This is a genomic window from Brevundimonas sp. (assembly GCF_965227765.1).
Classification (GTDB): domain Bacteria; phylum Pseudomonadota; class Alphaproteobacteria; order Caulobacterales; family Caulobacteraceae; genus Brevundimonas.
Window position 1 is genome coordinate 2,533,836 of sequence record NZ_OZ245778.1, and the last position, 22,082, is coordinate 2,555,917.

The window sequence follows — 22,082 nt, forward strand, 5'->3', positions numbered from 1 at the left end:
GGTGAGTTTGGGCCGAAAAGACCATCGCTGCGGCTGGCATCGTGGGGTCAACTGCGAGAGCCATCACCAGTACGGCGTTCCAGGCCCTGCCCAGATCAGCCGGTCGGGGGTTTAACGGGGTAGCGAGGCCGTGTTCGACCGCGGGTTAAGACAGCAGGGGATGCAGTAGGTCGCCGGCCCGCGCCCCAAGGGCCCCTTGGTGAAGACCCCTGGGCAAAGTACTTCCGCCATACGCGCAGCCTCTGCTCTGGCGGCCTGCCGTTTGATCTGACCAACAACTTTCGAGATGCGCGGAACTGGCGGGGCTACTGTAGGCTGCCTGCGATTTGCCTCCATGTCCGAATTTCGGCACCGTTAAATGTTCGGTTCTGGCGCCGAGCAGGCGTTCCACGCGTAAATCTCTCCGACCTCGACCGTTGGTTGATGCAGTCCTGAGGTTTTCGGTTAGAATCACCCCATGCGGTCTGATTTGCATCATCTACCGGAGCGGCAGCAGCGCGAGCTTGAGCGCGTGCGTGACATGCTGCTGGCTGGTTTCGAGGCGGCCAAGAACGGCGGCGGGGGCGGCACGCAGGAGTGGCGGCGCGGCGGGATGGTGCTGAAGATCATCCTCTTCGGTTCATATGCGCGCACGGACTGGGTCGATGAGCCGGAGAACGGCTACCTTTCCGACTTCGATCTGCTGGTCGTCGTCAGCCATGAGAAGCTGACCAACATCGCGGATTACTGGTGGAACTCGGAGGACGCGATCCTACGCGACCCCGCCATCGGTCGGACCGTCAACATCATCGTCCACGACCTCCAGGACGTGAACGACGCGCTCCGGCGCGGCGAGTACTTCTGGACTGACATCGTGCGGGACGGCGTCTCGCTCTACGGCGTGCCCGGCCATCCCTTGGCGACGCCGCAGCCGATGACTTCGGAAGATGCCGTCAACACCGCCGAACGGCACCTCGCCCATTGGCTAAAGGCGACTGATCGCTTCCTAAAGCTGGCAAGCATCTCGTCCCAAGAAAGCGTCGAGGATGCCGATTGGCGAAAGAATGCCGCCTTCAATCTCCATCAAGCCGTCGAGACGGCCTACGCCTGCTTCCTGCTAGTCCACACCTTCTATTTTCCACGCTCTCACAACATCAAATTCCTGCGCTCCCTAGCAGAGGACGTGGACACACGCCTTGTCGAGGCCTGGCCGCGCGAGCAGCGCGGCGACCGTCGCCGCTTCGAGCTGCTGAAGCGCGCCTATGTCGAAGCCCGCTACAGCGATCAGTACGATGCCTCGGCTGAGGACCTGGAATGGCTGATGGCCCGAGCCCGCGCGCTGCGCGACCTCGTCGCTGACCTCTGCCAGTCTAGGATCGGAGAACTCCAATCTAAGGCCGAGACCGCCTGAGTTTGGACGCGGACGGCCGTTTGCCATCACGTTCGTGAGAGACTGCGTGAGTGGATCGGACGTGGTGAAACCGGCTGAAACTTCCTGAACAATCCTGAAAAGATCCAGCGCGTGATCGCGGTTCAGCGGCCGCATTGACCCCCTACCGATCATCATCGCCGGATAGGGTCCTTCAACGAGGAGCACCGGCAATGACTGGCCTTTACCTGGGAGAGACCGAAGACGTTCTTCTGACCCGCAAGGAGGCGTCCACCGAACTGCTGCGCATGGGTATCCGCCGCTCGCCAGGGACGTTGGCCAAGATCTTCAGCACGCGATCCGACGGCCCACCCTGTATGCATCTCGGCCGCACGCCCTACTACCCTCGCCAGCGACTGCACGACTGGGCGCGGAGCCAGCTGACAGGATTGCGCTCGTCCTCCCGGCAGCCGCGCCGATCCGGCGAATGGAACACCCCGGTTGCGCCCTAAAGCCCGAGCCCGGCCCCCCGCGCTATTCCCGGTACAACCCGCATCATTCCTCGCGCATCGACACCAAGAGTCGTTTGCGCGCCGACGGAGGGAAGGGACGTTCCGACCGCCAGCCGCGCGTAATGTTCGACCCCCTTGGCGTCCTTGAGAACCACGAAGGGCGAGGCGCCGAGTTCATCGTGGAAGCCGGCCTTCATCACCTGCCCCGCCACCCTCCCCTCGCGGAAGATTTCGGCCGTCCGTCCCGTCTCTAACCGGCGCTCGTTCAAGGTACGAATGACGTCCTTCGAGACCTGTAACCGCCGCAGCCTGCCCTCCAGGTCATCCGCGAGCCTGAACCGACGCCCTTGCCGCTCCGCCAGTCCGAGGCCCTCCAGATGGGCCAGACGGCCCCGCGTCAGAGCCGCCCAGGCATTTCGACCACCCATGGCGTCCGCGACCATCCCCTCCCCGTCCATCGACGCCAGCAACCGCCGGTCGAAGCTGGTGAAGCCGTCCCTCTGGGTTTCCCGCCAGACACGTCGCTCAGCGTCGAGACGGGAAAGGTCGCCCAGGCGCTCCTGCGCCGCCTCCTGGGCCCGAGCTCGAAACCCATAGCTTACGTAGTCGCGGGGAATGACCAGGTCGCGTCCGTTCGCTCGTCGCCCCGGCATCAGGACGTGGGCGTGGGGCTGATCCGTATCGAAGTGGCAAACCGCCATCCAGGGCAGGTTCGGCTCGCCGAGGTCGGCGCAGACCCTGCCCATCACGTCGCGGGTGTAGTCGCGCAGATCGGCGATGCGGTCGCCATGCTCCGGCGAGACGATGAAGCGGAAGTGGTGGCGATGCTCGGCCCAGTCCTGGGTCCGCTCAGCCCCATCGACGGCGTCGCTGCTACGGTCGAAGAAGGCCCCCGCCTCACCGTCCTGCCCGGCGCCGTCTCGGCCAAGATAGCGGACATGGGCCGCCAGCGCCTTGCCCCGCGCCAGGCCCTTGCCGAGGTGGCGTGACACCAGCGCCTTGACGATGACCCGCTGGCGCACGTCCGCACGGAAGGCGGCGCCAGATCGCTTGGCCGCCGTCTTCAGCGCCCCCGCCTTGGCGCCATAGCTGAAGCGCATCGACGTTGAGAGCCGCTTCAACATCGAGGTCCGGATGGAGCCGTCGCGCTTCTGGCTCGCGGCGAGACGGATCTGGAGGTCATCGCCGTCCGAACCGGACAGGGCCGATATGCGGTCTTCGATGATGCTGCGGACGGTCATGACGACGCCTCCCAGGGGGTGCGAAACCGCTCTCAACCGCCGCAAGTCGTCACAAGTCGCAGAACCGGTCGGGAGCGCTCGCTAGAGGATGGAAACGAAAGGACAAAAGCGAAGCGAACACACCCTCTTTTATCTTGCCCTCCCGATCTGTCGCTGAGCTGTTGTTTACCCGTGATGGCTTTCGTTTCCCGAGAACCCAAGCCAGCCTCAGAGAACTTCAAACGGGCAACCAGCTTTGCGGCAGCCTGAGGTTCGGCTAGCTTTCCTCCGCCCGGGCGGCCCCCGCGTATGTCCAAGCTTCGGCTAAAGGCGGCGGCGCATGGCTCAACCATGTTCTCAACGCCCGGCGCACCAAACCGTCAAGCTTGCACTCCCAACGAACGCCATTCGGCCGCACTTGCCATGGTTGCGCAGGTGATTCATGCTGTCGATGCGCCGCTGAGCGGCGTCGAGGCGTGAGAACCTCGGTTGAGACGAAGCGAACAAGCAGGCCGAAACCGCATGGCTGTTCATGCGTGCCCAAACGCGCCTGCAAGCCTTTACGCTTGCCTCGCACCGAGCTCGGGATGTGGCGACATCCCGCCTTGTCATCGGAGGCGACGAAGTGGCGTCTGGCGGCCGGAGTGCAAACCCATCCTTGACGCTTCCCAAGGGAAGCGATCCCGAGGCGCTGTTCCGCGCCTATAGCCCCTGGCTGCTTCGAACCCTGCAGCACAAATTCGGCAGAGAGGTCGCCGATGACCTGTTGCAGGAAACCTACCTGCGCGTGACGCGTCATGCGGCGACCATCGAGATCCTGAAGCCGAAGGCCTTCCTGCTTCAGGTCGCCAGGAATGTCTTCCTCAACGGCTATCGCCAGAAACGGAACCGGGCGGCGCTCGAACAGCCCCTGCTCGCGACGCGGGCTCAAACCACCGCCGCCGACCAGGTCGAGACCATCGTCCTGAAGGACATCATCCTGGGCATGCCCGAGAAGCTGCGGGACGTCTTCGTGCTGAGCCGGTTCGGGGCCATGAGCCAACAGCAGATCGCAGACCATCTGGGCATATCGCCCAAGACCGTCGAATGGCGGATGACCAAGGCTCTGGCCTACTGCGCCGCGCAGCTACGCGAGTAACGAAGGTCCCCGCTCGACCTCTGCCAGGAAAATCCTGCTGCGGTGATTGCGCCGCCTATTCACCGCAACATATGCGGTGAATAGGCATCGCAAGAACGGGACTGAAGTGAAAGCCCAGATCCACGATTCAATTCCTCGGAGGTTAGCGCCTAAGTTCCGAGGAATCGTATCGCTCGGGCGAACCATGCCGGAGGCTCGGCCGAGACCCGCCAGGCTGCTAGGTAACTCAGTTCCTCAATCCGATCTGGCCGACGGCACAGGCTTCCTCGCACAGAACTCGGCCCAATCATTCATCATGGCGAGGCGCTTCTCGAACAGGTCGCCTCGCCGATAGGCGGCCTCGACCTTGTTCCCCACAGCGTGCGCCAAGGCCATTTCGGCGACCTCGTTCGGATAGGCCGTCCGCTCGGCGACCCAGTCACGGAACGTCGAGCGAAAGCCGTGAGGCACGGCGTCGACGTCCAGTCGACGAAGCACGGACGATATCGTCATGTCAGACAGCCGGCCGCCATGAGCCGCGCGAAACACATAGCTATCGGGCCGCCCCGGCGGCATGGCTTTCAACACGGAAACTGCAGCATCGGATAGCGGAGCACGATGTTCGCGCGAGGCCTTCATGCGCTCGGCGCTGATGGTCCAGAGCCGGGCGTCGAGGTCGATCTCCTTCCAGGTCGCCCCCCGAACCTCGCCGGAACGCGCCGCCGTCAGAATGGCGAACTCCAGCGCCCGCGCCCCGACGCCTTCGGCTGCGCGCAGCCTGGTCATGAAGGCGCTGATCCCATCGATGGGCAGAGCGCGATGGTGAACGATCCTGTGCACCTTCGAAGGCTTGGCCAGAAGCTTGTCGAGATGGCCACGCCAGCGGGCAGGGTTCGGCCCTTCTCGAAAGCCCCGAGCGCCGGCCCAGTCGAGCACCATTTCGATCCGCCCCCGTAGTCGCTTGGCGGTTTCAGTTTTCTTGAGCCAGATCGGCTCGAGAACCCGCATGACGTGCGGGAGCTCGATGGCCGCAACGTCGAGCTTACCCATGACAGGATAGGCGTAGTTTTTTAGCGTAGCGGTCCACTGGTCCCGATGTTTGGGGTTCTTCCAGCTGGCTTCGTGCGCAGCGATGTAGGCTTCTGCAGCAGCCTTGAATGTATAGGCGACGGTCGGCGTCACCTTAAGGGCTTCTCTCGCCTCCCTCGCGGCGTCGATCGGATCGATCCCGCGCCGAATGAGCTCCCGCGCTTCACGGGCCGCCTCTCGCGCCATGGCCAGCGTCACGGCTGGGTAACCGCCCAAGCCCATCTCGCGGCGACGATTGCCGATGATCGTCCGAAGAATCCAGGTTCGTCCACCGGTCGGCAACACCTGAAGCGCCAGGCCCGGCACGCCCCCGACCGCATGCAGGCCCGGTTTGCTCAGCCTCGACACCGACAAAGGTCCCAATGGCTCCGTAAGCCTGGGCATCGCGCCCTCCATCGCTCCTGCAAATCATGGAGCTCAGACTCGCATGAAATCGGCGGTACGTGAATCCGCCCCGTGGGCAGCAACACGACCAGCCTCTGCTGGACGACGATCCGCTCGACGGCCGTCAGGGCGTTGCGCAACCGCTGCGCGCCCTACCCACAATGAGTCACGCACGGTGATTGCCCAGAGTGCGCCGCGAAGGGCTGAAGTTCACTCAAAGCAGTTGTTCGGAATGTCCGCTTGTCGCCCCGGATTACCACTCAGCCAGCATGCACAGGGTGTTGACCAAGGACATCTCGCGGGTCGTGCGGCAGGGAACTTCAAGCAGCGCAGGGCTGGCGAACATCAGGGCGGTGACTTGGGCCCTGGAGATCGCAACGTTGATCCGGTTGAGCGAGAAAAGGAACTCAATGTCTCGAGGAAGTTCTTCAGCGCTTGAAGTCGTCATGGAGATCAAACAGATCGGCGCTTCTTGGCCTTGGAAGCGGTCTACCGTCCCGACCCGAATGGCTTGCGGCAAACGTTCGCGCAACGCGTTCACCTGAGCGTTATAAGGCGCGACCACAAGGATATCGCCGTGGCCGATGGGGCGCTGCACCCCGTCGCGGTCATGGAAGACTGTCCCTGTCAGGGAATGGACGGCATTGAGTACGGCATCGATCTCTTCAGGACAGACTTGGGAACGTCCCTCATGGGCGACGGGCATGAACCGGGCGCCGACAAGGCTCTCCCCGGAGGCATCGGTGAGGCGCTGGGCTGCGGCGCCCTCGTCACTCTGGAGACGACTTTCGTAGACCGCACGCGAGATGAAATCACAAACATCGGGATGCATGCGCCGGCTGACGGGCATGAACACGCCGCGCTCCGGCGGAACGACGCGATGGCCGTCCATTAGATACTCCAGACAGGACTGGGCGCTGAGCCCGGGGTGCAACCCTTGAAGGGGTTGCGCCAACTGCATGGGATCGCCGACTAGAACCAGATTGTCCGACGATCGCGCCATGGCGATCAGATTAGCGAGGGACACCTGGCCTGCTTCGTCGACGAACAGGTGACTGAAGGCAGCCGTGTCGTAGCGGGCGAAATGCCAGGCCGTGGCGCCGACGACCTGGGCAGCCATGAGTTCCGGGGCATTGTTGTCGGTGACGGTAACGATGTCGGAAGCCCCGGCGTTCTCCGTCTCGTCGGAGGTTTTCTGAACGATCCGGCAGGGCGTTCCGGTCGCCCGGGCCCGGACGGCCACCGCTTCGAGGAGATTGGAAATAGCCTTGTGGCTGTTGGACGATACGGCGACCCTCCGGCCGCTGCGGACAAGATCGACGATTGCTAGTGCGCTGACATAGGTTTTTCCAGTCCCGGGCGGCCCTTGGATCGCCAAGGTCGTATCGTCCATGGCGAGGATGGCGCGGCTGGTCTCTTCGGGCAGTGGCTGCGATGGATCGATGATCCCGTAGGGTCGGTCGCCGTTGGTGAACCGGGGCGGCAAACGCAGGAGAAGATCCTCCACCGCACGAACGGGAGCAGCGTTGATGAAACCCTCCCTCACCGCGACGATGGCGTCCCGAAGCGTCGTATTCTTGATCGGCATCGGCGGGATCAGGTCCAGCCTATCTGGGAGGACGAAGTTCTTGGCCGTGCTTCTCAAGATAACCGTGCGTCGGGTGGCGTCCATCCCCGATATCTCCACCCCGATCGGTTTCTCGGCAGGTTTGGCGCAAGGGCGTTTGGTTGCGCGCAGCTTCGTCTCTTGGGCTGGGTAGGCGTAGGTGCGCTGGAAGGATCGTTTGTCGGGGACCGCAGGCCCTGTGGCCTCCAAGCCCGCCAGGCAGTCGAGGTCATCCAGCAAGTCATCGCTTTCACGCGACAGACGGTCAAAGATCGCCCACCAGGTCGGCTTGTCTTCGCGCGCGTGGAATCCGCCGAGGTCCAGGAGCAAGGCGCCAATGTCCGGGCCGTAGCGCTCGAACACCGGCTCTAGGCGCGCGCGGAGCGCGGCCATCTCTGCCTCCTCCTCGGCGACGTTCGCGAGGGGGCCAGCCTCTGGCGCCGGCCCAGGTTGGCGCCAGACGAGGTCCTGCGGCCGCACCTTTTCGATCAGCCAATCCCGCAAGAGCTGCGTCGAACGACAATCGGTCTCATTGTATGCTCGGATCTGCTCTAGGAGGGCGGGGTCCTGGCTCTCCCGCCACCTTTCGTAGACGACCACACTGGCGCCCGCGGTGGCGACGTCGCCGGCGCGCTTCTCCATGTAGAAGGCCTCCAGGTCCTTGATGGAGTACCCTGCTTCGGATGCGATCAAACCGCCAGAGACCACCCGGAACAGATCGACGAAGCGGAGTTCCCGTTGCAACTGATCCATCGCCGCTTCGCCGACGCGATGCCGCGCGGTGAGCCTGCGCAGCGCGGTTAGTTCGTAGTGGGCATAGTGATAGATGTGCGCCTTCGGATGCGCGGCCAGATGCTCGACCAAAAAGGAAAGAAGAGCTGCCGTGGCCTGTCCTTCAGCCTCACGGTCGTGCGCCCAGAAAGCCTTGAACATCCATTGTCCATCGGACTTGAGCCAGAAGCCGTGAAGGTATTCGAGGCCTTCCGGAAAATACGGATCTCCCTCAATGTCATAGAAGAGGTCGCCTTCGTCCGGTTCCGGCAATAGCCCGAAGCCCTTCCCGTGCTCCGGCGTCCGCAGTACGAAGGACGGTGGTCCGCCCGCCCGGCGGTCGGTCTGAAGACGTGCCTGGATACTCAGCCGTGCCTGGGTAGTTGTGGACAGGTTCGGCGCACGACCCGCATAGACGCCGAGCGCGGCCATTGTCCCAACGCCGGCGCTCTCGAGTTTGGCGCGCTGACTGCGGGTTATTCCGGCGACGAGGGAGAGGCTGTCGGCTTGGTCCCATTCCTGTTTGCAGGTCGAACGCCAGCGGCACAAACCACAGGTAGCGACGGGCTCGGAGCGGGTCCCCGGCCGATCGGCGACGAAGGCCTCAAGTTTGCCGCGTGACAGGCGCGCATAGGCGGAGAACTCGGCCAACGGAGCCGAGAAGCGAGACCCGTCTCCCAGCTGCAGATGCGCGTGTTCCGGGGCGACGCCCTGAATGTCCTCCAGAAGATCCGAATAGAGCGCTAGCTGAAGGATGTGCTTGGGATGGGGCGAGCGCTTGAGCTTGGTGTCCACGACCTCGTAGGCGTAGTTGCCGAGCTTCGACGGCCGATCAACACGTTCCAAGAAGTCCGAGTAACCGCCCCACGCCCCGCCGAGGAAGGCACCCTGAAAGACGATGTCCGGCCCTTTCATAAGAGCCTCCCGTGTCAGGTTGACCGACTCTTCTAGTGTGATCCCATCCTTGGGAATCTCGATGATCGATCGGCCTTGGGATTTGAGAGACTCAAGAAACGCCAACTCATGGTCATCGCCCTGGCGCTGAAGGAGTTCGGCCTCCTCACTGTCGTCGTCAGGCGTCAAATCCGCCCGTTCGAGCATGCGCAGATCAAGTGCGATGGCGTGGGCGCAACCCTTGAAACGCATCAAATCCGACGCAGAGAGGCGCAACGCGCCGTCGATCATTCTCACAAGCGTTCCTCCGTCTTTTAGCTACACCGTGCCGTGCATTGATCAGGCTGTCACGCGCGCAGATTGCAGGCTGCCTAATGCCCGACACAAGGCAAGGTGAGCTTGGGGGTCGGCTTTCCGAAATGCCGGCGCTCAGGTGTTAGCCCCACCATCGCCAGACCAGCGCCTGGGCGTCGGGACTAGAGCAGAAGACGCATTCGGACGATTTGGACCTGTATTTCCGAAGCCTCGCCAGCGGCCCGAGCCAGGGATCGACCTGCCAGTAGTTCGCGTCGGTGACGCCGCCCGCGCGCCGTAACATCTCGACTACAATGAGGGCACCGGCCAAGGACGATACGAAGGCAAATGGCGTCAACACCTGGCGGCCCTCGGCAGTGGTGAGGGCTTGGGTCGCACACAGCTGGCGGAACAGGGAGTCAAAGGCCTTACCGATCAGGTCAGCCTTGTCGAGACCCGGATGCGCCTTCAGGATCCGGGTCGCGGCGTCCTCATCGATGAACCCGTGCGCGACCGTGTCCAGATCGATGCCCAAGCCCTCGGCGATCGAGCGCTCGCGCGCATGTTCATCCGGGATGTGGCGATAGATGCAGGCGAGGCAGGCCCCGTCGGTCGGTTGCTCATGGACGTGCATCACCACGGCGGTGACGTCGGTCGTCGAGGCGTCGAATACCCGGCGCGGTGCATATTCCTGGATGCTGCGGCGGGCACGGCGGCTGTCGACGGTCACGATGACCGTATCGACCCTGTCGATCGTCTCCGCGTATTGCCGGAACTCGCCGACCATCGGAGCAAGCCGCAGGGTCGGGAAGTCCGGCGCTGCCCGCTCGGTGAGGGCCTTGACCTTGTCGCGACCCTCGTCTCCGGGCTGAAGGTACAGGCAACGGTTCAGATTGCCTTCGCCCACCTTTTTCGGATCGAGGACGACCAACTCGCCAGTAGCGGGCACGGTCCTCAGGGCGCGCAAGAACCCGTGGCCAACGGCGCCGGCGCCCACAAGGACCGCCCCGGTCAGATCGAGAGGCGCGAGGGCGTCGAGTTTCGGCAGGCCCAGTTGGCTCGCCTTGACCTCGAGCGGATCGGGGCCTTGCGGCAGGGCTCCATCACCCGCAACGGCCCGCAATACGGCGGCCGAGACAGCGGTCGCATAGATCATGACCACTAGAGGGTGGGCTTCCGACGCGGTGCGGGTAGCGGGGGCTGAGCCCACGATCACACTGACCGCATCCGCCGCTGCGTATTGGCGCGGGCAGGCGGCCCGGGGGGCGGTGTTTCCGACGACCAGTTCGAGGTGCGCCTCGTCAGGGACTTCCGTGATGGCGAGGGTCCGCTCCAGGAGCAAGGTGACCTCGGATGCGAGGCTCATAGCGGACGGCTGGTCGCCGACGGTGATCAAAACCTTGCGGTCCAGCCGTTCGGCCGCCTCGTCCTGGTCGATGCCCATCAGCGAGGCGAGCATCTTGGCGCTTTCATCCCGGGCGGTCATGCGGTGATCTCCAGTCGGGCTTGCGGTCCCGTGTTAGGAACCAGGGTCCAGTCCCCGTCAGGGGCGCATTCATAGGTCATGACCTCGTCTCGAAAATTCTCGAGGGTTGTGGCGGAGGCGAAGCGCGGGAGGACGAGGGACAGGGCGCCGACATGGCGGACGATCGCCCATTCCGCGTCGACGTCGGAGTGATAGGCGCGGCCGGGATGGGTGTGGATTTGCGCCACCACCTTCAACCGCCCTGTCCTGAGGCGGGTCATGAGCGCCTTCATGCTGTGCGGCGGCAGCCTGAAATAGTCCTTGGCGGTCTCCTGCTCGGGTTCGAAGACCTCACTGACCCGGTAAGGTTTCGCAACCGCGGGCGCGAGCCAGAGGGCGACGCGCTCATGGCCGCGAATCCCCCCGCTTCGCAGGATCTTCAGGGTGGCCTCGAGGTTCGGGCCGCTGATCGAGAGAGGCGTCATTGCACGCTGCCCTTCCAGGTCTTCCAGAGTTGATCCAGCAGCCCGAGGAGGTCGTTGCCGGAGCGGCCCCTGAAACCGTCCCAGACCTCCCCGAGATGGCTGGGGTGGGTATGGAACTCGCGCGCGCCCCGCATGCAGATGAAGGGCTTGCCGGTCGTCGGGTGGGCGCTGGGGTTGAAGATCGACTTGCCGTAGCTGAACATCCGCCCGTCCTCGGCCGACCCGGGTTGGACGATCGAACCGTCTTCGCGCAGAAGCTCGATCGCCGGGGGCTGTTCGTCCCAGTGGTCACAGGTGAACCGCAACCGAAGCGGGGAAGCGCCGCCGTGCCGGAGCACGACATCCAGAACCGGATAGTCGGCCTGGAGGACGGTCCAGCCGCGGCGCTTTGCCAGCCGGGGGTCGAGGCGGCCCACGTCCCGATCGAAGGCCGCCTTCGAGAGCTCCCTAAGCATCGCCGCCGCCGCCTTCCGGGGGGAGCCAGTCGAGATCGACATGACCGCTGAGCCCGTTCTGCGCGAACGACAGGCCGGGACTGATGTCGCGCCCGTCGATCGACACGACCCAGGCGGCGGTGTCGGTCAGGTGGAGCTTGCGCGCGGCGCGCTCGAGAACGTCGGAGACCAGGGTGTCCGCCTTGACGCGCAGGGCGCCTTCCGCAGGGAACACGCCGGCGGTCGCGAAGACCGTCACCGTGACGAACTCATGATCGCGGCGCTTACGAGTGACAATGTCCTCCACGCCGGCCGGGCCAAACGACACCACGCCATCCGGGCGCAGGATCACATCGGGCTGGTCGTCGCGTTCCAGAACCATCTCCTTGTCCTCAGGGACCGTGAAGATGGCGGCGAGTTCGTTGACCTCGATTGTTTCCTCGCACGAGACCTGGCCGATCTCGTCGAAGGTATAGGTGAAGGCGCGATCACCCGGGGCGCACCGGAATCGGGCCCCGGCGTGGGCCTTCAGGTCGACCTTGTCGTCGGGCCCCACCAAGTGAGTACGGCCCTTCCGGATTTCGATCAGGATATATTCCGTCGCCGGCGCAAAGCCGCCCAACCCGAGAATGTCCCGACCCGACACGACCGGATCGTCATTTTCGTAGGTCGACCCGTTGAGATCGATGACGCGCCAGGGGCGCCCGTTTTCTTCTGCTTCCATGGCTTTCGCTCCTTGCGCAAACGCTTGACACCGATTGATCGCGGACTAAGATCTCACAATCAGTCCCGATATGGACTGTATGTATGTGGACCGAAACAGGTCGTCAAGTCCATATTTGGACTGGAGGTAGTGGATGCAGGAATTAAACCCCGCCGCCCGGGAGGGCGCTGGGCCTTCAAGGATTCCCGTAGAGCTGGAGGCCTTTTTCACGATCGCCGAAAAGTGGAAGCTTTCGACCGATGAGCAGATCAAGCTGCTGGGGTCTCCCGGGCGTTCGACGTTTTTCAAGTGGAAGAAGGACGGAGGCGCGGTGCCCGTCGACACCACCGAACGGATCTCCCACATCCTGGGCATATGGAAGTCGCTGAAGATCCTCTTCCCCCTCGATGACCGGGGCTACGAGTGGATTCGCCAGGCCAACGATTATTTCGACGGCCAGAGCGCGCTGGACGTGATGCTCGCCGGCGGCGTCATCGACCTCTACAAGGTGCGCTGGTATCTGGATGCGCAGCGTGGCGGGTAATCCTTCCGTCGTTGCCTGGAAGGGCGACGCTTTCCGCCTGATTCCCTCCCGGTTTCCGCCCGTCGACATCTACGATGAGGTGGTCGCCAACGACCGGGTCGAGGCCCTGGTCGAGATCGAGAACCTGACCAATCCTCGCCTGCGTTCAGCCCAGCGCTTGATAACCGCGAGCCTCGGGATCGCTGCGGACTCGCCCCGCCTGCAGAACTGGAACCACGCGCCCTTCGCCTATTCGAACCCGGAAGGGTCGCGGTTTTTCCCGCCCGAGCGGCCGAGCCTCGAACTCGCCGATACCCGCCAAACCGCGCTTGCGGTGTCGGTGGCCCGGCGTGAGTTCTTCCTGAGCCGAACCTCCGAGCCAGCGATCGGGCTCGACATGCGCATGCTGAAGACGCCGGTCGACGGTCGCTTCCTGGATCTGCGGGATCTGGATCCGGCGACGGACAGGGAAGCGCGATGGGTGCTAGGGGCGGGGCTCCCGGACGATGTCGACGGTATTCTCTACCGGCCGCCCGAACGTCCATCGGCCACCTGTGTGGCGGTCAGGTCGGGCTCGGCCCTCCAGCGCTCGATCCAGACCGTACACTACCGCTACCTTTGGAACGGTTCGAAGGTCACCAAGCTCTACGCCTTCGATGATGTCGGCACGGAGTTGTCGCCGTTGGCCCTCGGCGGCGCGGAGGAGGTTCTCGCAGCCTGATCGGTGCAGGTCAGGACAGGGCACCGTCCGTCCAGTCCTTGAGTTTGACCCAGTCGTGGAAGTCGCAGCCTTTGGTGCGGCAGACCACGCTCGGTCGAACTGCGCCCACTGACGAGATACTGTGACCGCTCAGGACAATCGCGTGTCCGCGCGAACACGTCATATGGGCCTTGAAGCGCGCCCGTGTCCGCGGGTGACATGATTTCCAGTGCATGGGCGGCAGATCGCCTTCGCCGCGAAACGCCGCGATGGGCCTGCCGACCGGGAGATACTCTCGGATCAGGCCGTGAGGTCGCAGGATCGGGCGTTCCGGAGGCGGAGATTTTCGATCCGGGAAAAAAATCGACCGCCAGAGTCTCGCCAGCCATCTGAACATTGGAGAATCCCTCAACGCCGATAGGGCGGGCTGAACTTGGGCCCGCTGAAAAAGCCGCACATTAATACAGGGCCTTACTCGCCGATGCCGCCGAGCAGGATATTGGATGTGATCTTACGTCAAAATCGGACGCGACATCAGCGTAGCGACGTTTAAAGCGCCGGGTTGTCGTCCACGACGTTATCCATCTCGCCAATCCGATGGCCCCTCACCACCTGAGTTGACGTCGGCGGAAGATCCTTTGGACCCTCAGGACCAAGTCCTTTGATGTCATCAACGATATCGAGCTAAGGCGGCCGGCATCGCGCCCAGACGTCTGCGGTACCAAAAAGCAGACATCCAGACTGTTGTGCGACATGCGTGAATGTCACGTTCTGGCCGGTCAGTGAATGTCGCCTGTTGGCGCTTAGGGCTCATCGGCTGGGGCAGGTCAAGATGACCGAATGAGGCTGGCTGGTGGACCCGCGAGTGCCTCGATGAGTGTCGGGCGTCCGCTTTGGGGCGGAAGAGCAAGTGAAGCTCGGTCTGGTGGATACAACTTGAAAGGTTGAGGCGGCGCGCTTTAGCCTGTCAAAGGCAGCCCAAATCGGGCAGGTCGCGTGCACGTCTCGGGGGATCCATTGGTCGAGCAGTCTGAACGACCCTATCAGGTGGTTTTCACCAGCCATCCTCGCATGATCGCTGAACCGGGCACCATAGTGGTCTCGCGCAGCAGCGACAGCTGGAACGACTTCGGATTCCAGATCGCGATCGACATTCGGATCCCTTCTCGAACTGGGCGCGACCTGAGCGTTCGCGGCTTTCTCGGGTTCGTGGAACGCGTCGACAGAAACCAAGACACGCGGGTTCTGAACGCGTTGCTTGCTGTGGCCCCAGACGGGCGACTGCTCGGAGACGTAGCCCCCGCATATTTCACGATGCTGCCGGACATGGCGGCCTATCGAGACCTCGTCCGCACCTTTGGACCGGAGGAATCTCGCAAGATCCTGGCTGAACTGAAGGATATCGTCGCCGCCGACTTCGCGGGGACAAACCGGCCCTGGCTAAAGAGCGTCAGCGAGATGGTAATCTTTCGTCAGGCGTTCCTGCGCACGTCAGAAGCCTATTTCGCGTGGAAGAATGCCAACATGCTCCTGCGTGGCGTGGAGTTCGAACACGTCGGCAGACTGTCAGACGAGCTGCACATTGAGTTTCAGCTGGCCGGCAGACCCACGCCTCATCATCTCGGATTTACATTCTCGATGGATGAGGCCGTCCTGCCGAAGCGGTTTGCCGTGATCATCGGCAAAAACGGGGTAGGCAAAAGCCAGACACTGCGCCGCATAGTAGACGCAGCGATCAAAGGGCTCCCAACTCTGACCGACCGGTCCGGCGGACGTCCGGTGTTTAATCGGCTCCTAGCGTTTGAACCCTCTACCACTTCTTCCGGAACGTTTCCTACCGAACAGAGGCGGCGGTCAAAGGTCTGGTACAGACGGTTCGCACTCAACGGCCCCGGGCAGGGCAGAAGCCGACAGAAGACAGCGGATCTCGTAGTCCAGCTGGTCCGCTCAACAGAGCGGATACGCGACGATGACCGCTTTGGCATCTTCCTGAACTCCGTGCAGGCTATCGACGCGCACAATGAGCTCGCACTAATCCAGGAGAACAGCTCTGATCAGATCGTTCTGCTCGCCGACATCCAGCGCGGCTCTGAGCAGGTTCAGCTAGATCGCTACGCCTCCATTGTCGTCGGCGAGGATGTCGTTCGGTATGTAGGCGGAGAGGTCTATCCGCTGAGCAGTGGCGAGATCTCATTCCTACGCTTCGCTGCGCTGGCGAGCCTGCACATCGAGAACAGTTCGCTGCTGCTGTTTGACGAGCCGGAGACCCATCTGCATCCCAACTTCATCAACCAGTTTGTCGTCCTGCTGGACAGTCTTCTTGAACGCACTGGTTCCGCAGCGATCATCGCGACGCACTCGGCCTACTTCGTTCGCGAGGCCTTCGAGGATCAGGTCAGGGTGCTGCGCTCTGAGGCGGACCGGAGCGTAAAGGTCGAAATCCCGCGGATGAAGACATTCGGCGCCGATGTCGGGGCGATTTCGTTTTTCATCTTCGGCGAAGACGAGCCGTCCCGGCTGGCGAAGAAGGTTGAAAAGGACATCACCTCGGAAGGTCGGTCGTGGGATGAGGTGCTCAATATCTATAGGGACGAACTGGCCCCAGAGCTGCTCGGGGAAATCAGGGCGGAAATCGAGGACGACGAACGTTCGAAGTCGGCCGGATGAACCGGCTCCCCTGTCCTGTCTTTGACGACGCCGCCGCATTGGCCGTTCTCTCGGAGAACCGCAGACTGGCGAGCTTTCCGTCCCTGCGAGACCATCTTGCGACAATGCAGACAGCCTATGCCCAGTATGTCGCAGTCAACGGCGACGTTACGCGGGTTGACGGGGTCGTGCTGCCTGCGAACGTGGAGGGTTATCTCAAGCAACATTATGTCCGACCGCCACAGGCTCTGGCCTTCATCGACCCGGTGCGCCTGGAAGGCGACCTCAACTCGTGCCCTATGTGCGGCTCGTTCGCCGGCGGCTCTCTCGATCACATGATGCCGCAGGGGCCTTACCCCGCTTTTTCCATCTACAGTCGAAATCTGGTTCCTGCCTGCAAATGCAATTCCAGGCGGGGAACAAGGACGCGCGGCCCGGCTCCCGGGCAGCGCATCCTGCATCCTTATTTCGACGAAGTGCTTGGCAGGCGACTTCTTACGGCAAAGTTCGAGGATCTGGGCATCGCGCCGAAGGTTTCACTCGAGATACTCCTGCCGATCGCGCATCCGGACTATCCAGCGGTCGCCTTCCATGTCGAGACCATTGTGAAGCCGACCCAGATCCGAAGCTACCTGACCAGAGAGTGGGCCAAGCTTATGGAAAGGCCCGGCCGGATCACCACAGCGCTGAGACTTAATCCTCAGAGCCGGCACGCGCTCGTGAAGATCCTGAGGGACGAGCGCGAGCGCGCGGACGACGCGGGACGCAATAACTGGGAATCTGTCTTTTACAGCGGGCTCCTGCGGCCGTTCGTCACCGACTGGCTGTTTCATCGCTTCTGTCGGCCCGGGCGTCTGCCCAACGCGCCGCTCATCTAGTTTCACCAGCTTACCGCGGTCGGAGATCGGCCGCTAAGGCAGGATCAGACGACGTAGGGGAGCTGTTCAGGACAGTGCTTCTGGACGACCTTGGTCGCGGCGATGCTGTTCCTAGCGCTGAGGTTCGTGCGAAGGGCCGGGCCGGTTAAGGATAGATCGTTAGGAGGGCCGCTTGAGGCCGCGTTTGAGGAGGATGGTCGGCTGCGTCTTGGGCGCTGCCGGTCTTCTCGGCAAATCGGCGCCGACTGCGACCGACCCCTTCTGGGACCATTCTATCATCGTCTCCAGTCAGCTTGGGCGCTTGTCGTCGCACCTCGCAAGGTTGTGAAGGCACCTGCCCACCGGATGGTCGACAGTGGACGAATAACATCTTCTGGGCGGTTGGCAGTGCGTTTCCAAGTAGGCTGTGCCTTTCGGCGCTTCTGGTCGCCGCGCTGAATGTTAGGAAGTTGGCGTCCTGCCAAAGTCTGCTGCTGGCGCGAAGCAGCAATCGGCTGAAATGTCCTCGCGGCAAAACTCTCACATCTGTACCGGTAGAACCACTATCGACAGGACAATCTCACGATCGGGATCGCGTAGAGGCCTACGAGTTGGCCCCTCCTGTACTGCGGCGAATGTCATCGCCTTTCATCGCATCAGACGCAGAGTTCTGACGGCGGTGAGAGTTCGAATTCCAATGGGAAATGGCCAAAAATGGCGCGAGTTCGAATTCCAATGGGTCGGATGGCGGACACTTCATCCTCCAACACATAATTCAGCACCTTAGCCGCACCGCCAATTTGGCCTGAAAATCTCACCCATCATGCCACCCCACATCTCCTGCCGAAAACGGGGAAATTCGTTAGATATTGGGCAAAAAGCCTAAAAACTCCAATTTCACCCACCAGCCAACCCGCCATCACACCCACCAATACGTTTGCGATTAGGTGAAACGCCCTGAATAAGGATGACACTTTATTTTTCGTCATCCGATTGAAAAATAACGACAATGAAACGCGATGAAACGCTGTGAACTGATCAAAATTCAGACTCTCTGTCCGCCACTCCCCTAAAAATTTGCATTTAAAATCATAATTTTAAACCTCAATCTGTCTAACGTTTCGTTTTGGTTAGACAGATTTGTTCCGCATTCGTGCCTCAACCCACGCGCTTCATGGCGCCGTCAGCTAGGCCGCGACGAGGGCGACCCGAGACGATCATCAGCGATAACGGCACGGACCCGAAGGGCGGCGCGTAGCAGCCAATATACGTCCAACGCCATCCCGGCCTGGGCCGACGACGCCGGCGTGGGCTGGCATTACATCGCGCCGGGCAAGCCTCAGCAGAACGGCTTGGCTGCTACGCGCCGCCCTTCGGGTCAACGAGAGCTTCAATGGTCGGCGGCGCAACGAACTGTTGAACGAGACGCTGTTCCGATCCCTGCCGCACGCCCGTGGCGTGCTGCAGGCCTGGCGGCGCGACTACAACGAAACCCGGCCGCACTCGAAGCTGGGATGGCTGACGCCCAAGGCCTACGCACAGGCGCGCCGCCGAGGATGAAACCGAGAACTATTTTCGCAAGCGTGGCGCTGGCCGGCTGATGGTAGATGCGCGCCAATAGTAGACATTTTATGTAATGGATAATTGGTCGTTCAGTATGTTCACGCCAATCGGCGCTTAATTACTATTATCGAAATTCGCTCGCTTGAGCTAAGGTCGAGGAGAGGAGTTGTCGATGACGCCATCTGCCCTCCACTTTGGCCTCGTGGTCTTTGCCCTCTGGAGCTCAGGCTCTGCGGCGCTGGCGCAAAGCTCGCCCCCTTCCCCAACGCTGTACGAGAGCGATGACCTGACAATAACAGGTCATCTGCAAGGCGGTGTGAACCTCGTCGCCGAACAAAGACTGTTCTGGGACTTCGGGGAGACGGTGGCCGGGGTCACCGACTTCGATCCCAACGCCGAATGGTTCGAAGCCTATCTGAAACCCGGCGTGACATTCGAGCGGCGCGCGGGCGAGCGCACGACCTTCTACGGCGGTCTGTCCGGCGTGGCGTCGATGACCATCGGCGCCGACGCCTTCGACGCCGGAGACACCGGGCGGGTGACGCTGGAGGAGGGCTATCTCGGCTGGCGCTATGCGGCCGACGAGACGACTTTCGACCTGTCCGTCGGCCCGCGCGTCTTCAAGGCGGGCGCCGGGATGTTGATCGAAGCCGGCGGGTCCAGCGGGTTCTCGCGCGGCGCGCTGAAACTGGGACCGCGCAAGGCCTGGGGCTTCGCCGCCCTGGGAGAGATCACCCACGGCAAGCTGAAGGCGACGGGCTTCTACCTGGATCCCAATGAATCGCCGGACAACGACACCGGCAACCGGCTGGCGGGCGTGGATTTCCGTTACGACTCGAACGCGAACGCTCTGATCGGTTTGACGGCGGGCCGAGTGATCGAATCCAGCGCCCCCTACCCCCAGGCCCCGCCCGGTGGGGCCGGCATCCCCTCGATCATTCCCGGCGCCCGCGACGGGCTGGAGTTCGCCAACCTGTACGGCCGCGCGCCGATCGCCGGCTTTCCCAACGCCTTCATGGCCGCGGATCTGGCGTTAGAGCGCAACGACCGCATCAACCTGCGCGCCTGGGCCGGACGCGCCCAGGTCGGCTATGCGTTCGCCGACCACCCGTGGAAGCCGACCTTCACCGTCGGCTATCAGACCTTCTCGGGCGATGATCCAAACACGGATCGTCTGGAGCGGTTCGACCCCCTTTATTACGAGGGCAACCCCTCGGCCTGGTCGACCGGCACCAAGTCGTCGATGGTCTTCATCAACTCCAATGTGAACTCCTGGCAGGTCGCGGCCAGCATCGCTCCGACACCGGTCGACACCTTCACGCTCCGCATCCACCGCATTGAAGCCGACCAGTTGCGCAGCCCCATCCAGTTCGGCCAGGCGACCCGCGTGGAGGGCGACGACGTGGACAACCCCATCACCGGGGTCACGCGCCACCATCTGTCGGACGATCTCTATTTCGAATATTTCCGGGTGCTGTCTCCCAACCTGTTCCTGACCGCAGGCTTCTCGGTTTCCAACCCACAGGCCGGTATCAAGTCCATCGTGGCCGACGCGCCTGTGTGGAGCGGAGCCTACGTCAATCTGATCGCCAACTACTGAGCGGAGCGAGACGTCCATGACCCTGATCCTTCCCCCGTCCAACCGCCGTACCCTGCTCGCCGGAGCTGGTGCCCTGGCCGGGACCACCCTGCTGGGAGGTCGCGGCGCCATGGCCCAGACCACATCGTCGTCGGATCTGATCTTCACCGGCGGTCCGATCCTGACCATCGACGACGCCATGCCGACCGCCGAGGCGGTGGCCGTGCGCAACGGCGTCATCGTCGCCGTCGGTTCACTGGACGCCGCCCGCGCCGCCGTGGGCCGGGGCGCCCAGACGGTGAACCTGGACGGGCGCACCCTGCTGCCCGGCTTCTTCGATCCACACGGCCACGTCTCCATGGTCGGGCTGCAGGCGCGCTACGCCAATCTGCTGCCGGCGCCGGACGGTCAGGGCGACGACATCCCCGCCTTGCAACGCATCACCCGCGAGTGGATGAACGCGCACGAACAACTGGTCCGCGACACGCAGTTGGTCATCGGCTTCGGCTATGACGACTCCCAGTTGAAGGAGCGCCGTCACCCGACCGGTAAGGAGCTGGACGCCATTTCCGACAGCGTGCCGATCCTGTTTATGCACCAGTCCGGTCACCTGGGCTCGGCCAACAGCGCGGCCCTGGCGGCGGCGGGCGTGACCGCCTCGACGCCCGATCCCGACGGCGGCGCCTTTCGCCGGGAAGAAGGCTCGCAGCAGCCCAACGGGGTCATGGAGGAAACCGCCCTGTTCGCCGTCATGGGCGCCCTGTTCACTCGACTGGACCTTCAGGCCAACCTTGAGATGATCCGCGAGGGCGCGCGCTTCTATTCCAGCTTCGGCTACACGACCGCTCAGGACGGGCGGTCCTCGACCGCCACCTGCAACATGATTGCCATGCTGGCCGAGCGCGGCGAGTTGCCCATCGACATCCTGTCCTTCCCGGACATCCAGACCTCGACCGACGTCATGGCGACGCCGCTTTATCGTAGGACCTATGTCGGCAAATACCGCGTCGGCGGGGTCAAGTTGACGCTGGACGGCTCGCCCCAGGGCAAGACGGCCTGGTTGTCACAGCCCTATTACATCCCGCCCGAAGGCAAGCCCGCCTCCTATCGCGGCTATCCCGCGGTGACCGAGCAGCAGGCCCTGGACGCCGTCGAACTGGCCTTCAGGAACGACTGGCAGATCGAGGTCCACGCCAACGGCGACGCCGCCATCGACCTGCTGATCGGTGCGGTGCGCGAGGCGACGAACAGGCACGGCGCCAAGGACCGCCGCCCGGTCCTGATCCACGGCCAGACCACGCGGATGGATCAACTGGACGAGTTGAAGACCCTGGGCATCGTGCCGTCCCTCTTCCCCATGCATACCTTCTACTGGGGCGACTATCACAGGGACTCGGTGCTGGGACCGCGCCGGGCCGAGACCATCTCGCCCTGCCATTCGGCCATCCGTCGCGGCATGCGCTTCACCACCCACCACGACGCGCCCGTGGCCAACCCAGACTCCATGCGCGTCCTGTCGGCCACCGTCACCCGCCGCACCCGCTCGGGCGATATCCTCGGGCCGGACGAATGCGTGCCGGTCGACATCGCCCTGAAGGCCATGACCCTGTGGGCCGCATGGCAGCATTTCGAGGACGACCGGAAGGGGTCTTTGGCCATCGGCAAGCTGGCGGACATGACGTTGCTTGAAGACAATCCCCTGACCGCCGACCCTGAGACGCTGGCCGCCATCAAGGTCACGAACACCTTCAAGGAGGGGCGCGAGGTGTGGCGGCGCTAGCCGTTCCCGCACCACAGCGTGGCCGTGGCTCTTGAGGAAGTGCGGTCGCAACCGCTCCATCTGCTCATCCGTCAGCCAATAGAAGTCGCCCATACCCAGTCTCCTGGCAGAG

16 protein-coding genes and 2 pseudogenes are annotated in these 22,082 nt (G+C 63.0%); 10 read left to right on the forward strand and 8 right to left on the reverse strand.

What is annotated here, in order from left to right:
- Nucleotides 1-457: 457 nt before the first annotated feature.
- Together ACO05L_RS12240 and ACO05L_RS12245 are read left to right on the forward strand one after the other, a co-directional pair.
- Entirely contained in the window at nucleotides 458-1,390 is a 933-nt protein-coding gene (locus tag ACO05L_RS12240; protein ID WP_421729442.1) for a HEPN domain-containing protein, read from the forward strand.
- 191 nt (nucleotides 1,391-1,581) lie between these two features.
- Entirely contained in the window at nucleotides 1,582-1,860 is a 279-nt protein-coding gene (locus ACO05L_RS12245; RefSeq protein ID WP_421729443.1) for a hypothetical protein, read from the forward strand.
- On the opposite strand, the gene ACO05L_RS12250 is transcribed toward ACO05L_RS12245, so the two are convergent.
- Nucleotides 1,857-3,101, reverse strand: coding sequence for a type VI secretion protein (locus tag ACO05L_RS12250; protein WP_421729444.1), 1,245 nt, complete (start codon nucleotides 3,099-3,101; stop codon nucleotides 1,857-1,859). The genes ACO05L_RS12245 and ACO05L_RS12250 overlap by 4 nt on opposite strands.
- 637 nt (nucleotides 3,102-3,738) lie before the next feature.
- Here ACO05L_RS12250 and ACO05L_RS12255 point away from each other — a divergent pair.
- Nucleotides 3,739-4,218, forward strand: coding sequence for an RNA polymerase sigma factor (locus tag ACO05L_RS12255; RefSeq protein ID WP_421729445.1), 480 nt, complete (start codon nucleotides 3,739-3,741; stop codon nucleotides 4,216-4,218).
- Between the two features lie 234 nt (nucleotides 4,219-4,452).
- Here ACO05L_RS12255 and ACO05L_RS12260 read toward each other — a convergent pair whose 3' ends face one another.
- From ACO05L_RS12260 to ACO05L_RS12285, 6 genes are all read right to left on the reverse strand, one after another.
- Nucleotides 4,453-5,670 (reverse strand): tyrosine-type recombinase/integrase, encoded by a 1,218-nt coding sequence (locus ACO05L_RS12260; RefSeq protein WP_421729446.1) that lies wholly within the window; start codon nucleotides 5,668-5,670, stop codon nucleotides 4,453-4,455.
- Between the two features lie 253 nt (nucleotides 5,671-5,923).
- Nucleotides 5,924-9,232 (reverse strand): TM0106 family RecB-like putative nuclease, encoded by a 3,309-nt coding sequence (locus tag ACO05L_RS12265; RefSeq protein ID WP_421729447.1) that lies wholly within the window; start codon nucleotides 9,230-9,232, stop codon nucleotides 5,924-5,926.
- Nucleotides 9,233-9,377: 145 nt separating this feature from the next.
- On the reverse strand, nucleotides 9,378-10,721 hold the full coding sequence (locus ACO05L_RS12270) for a ThiF family adenylyltransferase (RefSeq protein WP_421729448.1): 1,344 nt from the start codon (nucleotides 10,719-10,721) through the stop codon (nucleotides 9,378-9,380).
- Nucleotides 10,718-11,185: a hypothetical protein gene (locus ACO05L_RS12275; RefSeq protein ID WP_421729449.1), complete on the reverse strand. Its 468-nt coding sequence runs from the start codon at nucleotides 11,183-11,185 to the stop codon at nucleotides 10,718-10,720. The genes ACO05L_RS12270 and ACO05L_RS12275 overlap by 4 nt, the downstream gene beginning before the upstream one ends.
- The gene (locus ACO05L_RS12280; protein ID WP_421729450.1) at nucleotides 11,182-11,601 is read right to left on the reverse strand and encodes a putative metal-binding protein; all 420 of its coding nucleotides are present in this window, start codon (nucleotides 11,599-11,601) and stop codon (nucleotides 11,182-11,184) included. The genes ACO05L_RS12275 and ACO05L_RS12280 overlap by 4 nt, the downstream gene beginning before the upstream one ends.
- A 31-nt stretch (nucleotides 11,602-11,632) precedes the next feature.
- Nucleotides 11,633-12,343, reverse strand: a complete 711-nt coding sequence (locus ACO05L_RS12285; protein WP_421729451.1) for a multiubiquitin domain-containing protein — start codon at nucleotides 12,341-12,343, stop codon at nucleotides 11,633-11,635.
- A gap of 133 nt (nucleotides 12,344-12,476) precedes the next feature.
- Here ACO05L_RS12285 and ACO05L_RS12290 point away from each other — a divergent pair, with 133 nt between their 5' ends.
- From ACO05L_RS12290 to ACO05L_RS12320, 7 genes and pseudogenes are all read left to right on the forward strand, one after another.
- The gene (locus ACO05L_RS12290; RefSeq protein ID WP_421729452.1) at nucleotides 12,477-12,866 is read left to right on the forward strand and encodes an MbcA/ParS/Xre antitoxin family protein; all 390 of its coding nucleotides are present in this window, start codon (nucleotides 12,477-12,479) and stop codon (nucleotides 12,864-12,866) included.
- Complete coding sequence (locus tag ACO05L_RS12295; protein WP_421729453.1) at nucleotides 12,856-13,566, forward strand: RES family NAD+ phosphorylase; 711 nt, start codon at nucleotides 12,856-12,858, stop codon at nucleotides 13,564-13,566. The genes ACO05L_RS12290 and ACO05L_RS12295 overlap by 11 nt, the downstream gene beginning before the upstream one ends.
- A 1,050-nt stretch (nucleotides 13,567-14,616) precedes the next feature.
- A complete protein-coding gene (locus ACO05L_RS12300) occupies nucleotides 14,617-16,212 on the forward strand; it encodes an AAA family ATPase (protein ID WP_421729454.1) in 1,596 nt (531 codons plus the stop codon).
- Nucleotides 16,209-17,069, forward strand: a complete 861-nt coding sequence (locus ACO05L_RS12305; RefSeq protein ID WP_421729455.1) for a hypothetical protein — start codon at nucleotides 16,209-16,211, stop codon at nucleotides 17,067-17,069. Before ACO05L_RS12300 ends, ACO05L_RS12305 begins: the two co-directional genes overlap by 4 nt.
- Before the next feature lie 1,177 nt (nucleotides 17,070-18,246).
- A pseudogene (locus tag ACO05L_RS12310) lies at nucleotides 18,247-18,608 on the forward strand (integrase core domain-containing protein); the annotation flags it as partial.
- Between the two features lie 319 nt (nucleotides 18,609-18,927).
- A complete protein-coding gene (locus tag ACO05L_RS12315; RefSeq protein WP_421729456.1) occupies nucleotides 18,928-20,211 on the forward strand; it encodes an alginate export family protein in 1,284 nt (427 codons plus the stop codon).
- Between the two features lie 16 nt (nucleotides 20,212-20,227).
- Nucleotides 20,228-21,970, forward strand: a complete 1,743-nt coding sequence (locus tag ACO05L_RS12320; RefSeq protein ID WP_421729457.1) for an amidohydrolase — start codon at nucleotides 20,228-20,230, stop codon at nucleotides 21,968-21,970.
- Here ACO05L_RS12320 and ACO05L_RS12325 read toward each other — a convergent pair.
- Nucleotides 21,971-22,063 (reverse strand): annotated as a pseudogene (locus tag ACO05L_RS12325) (IS5/IS1182 family transposase); the annotation flags it as partial.
- Nucleotides 22,064-22,082: the final 19 nt, after the last annotated feature.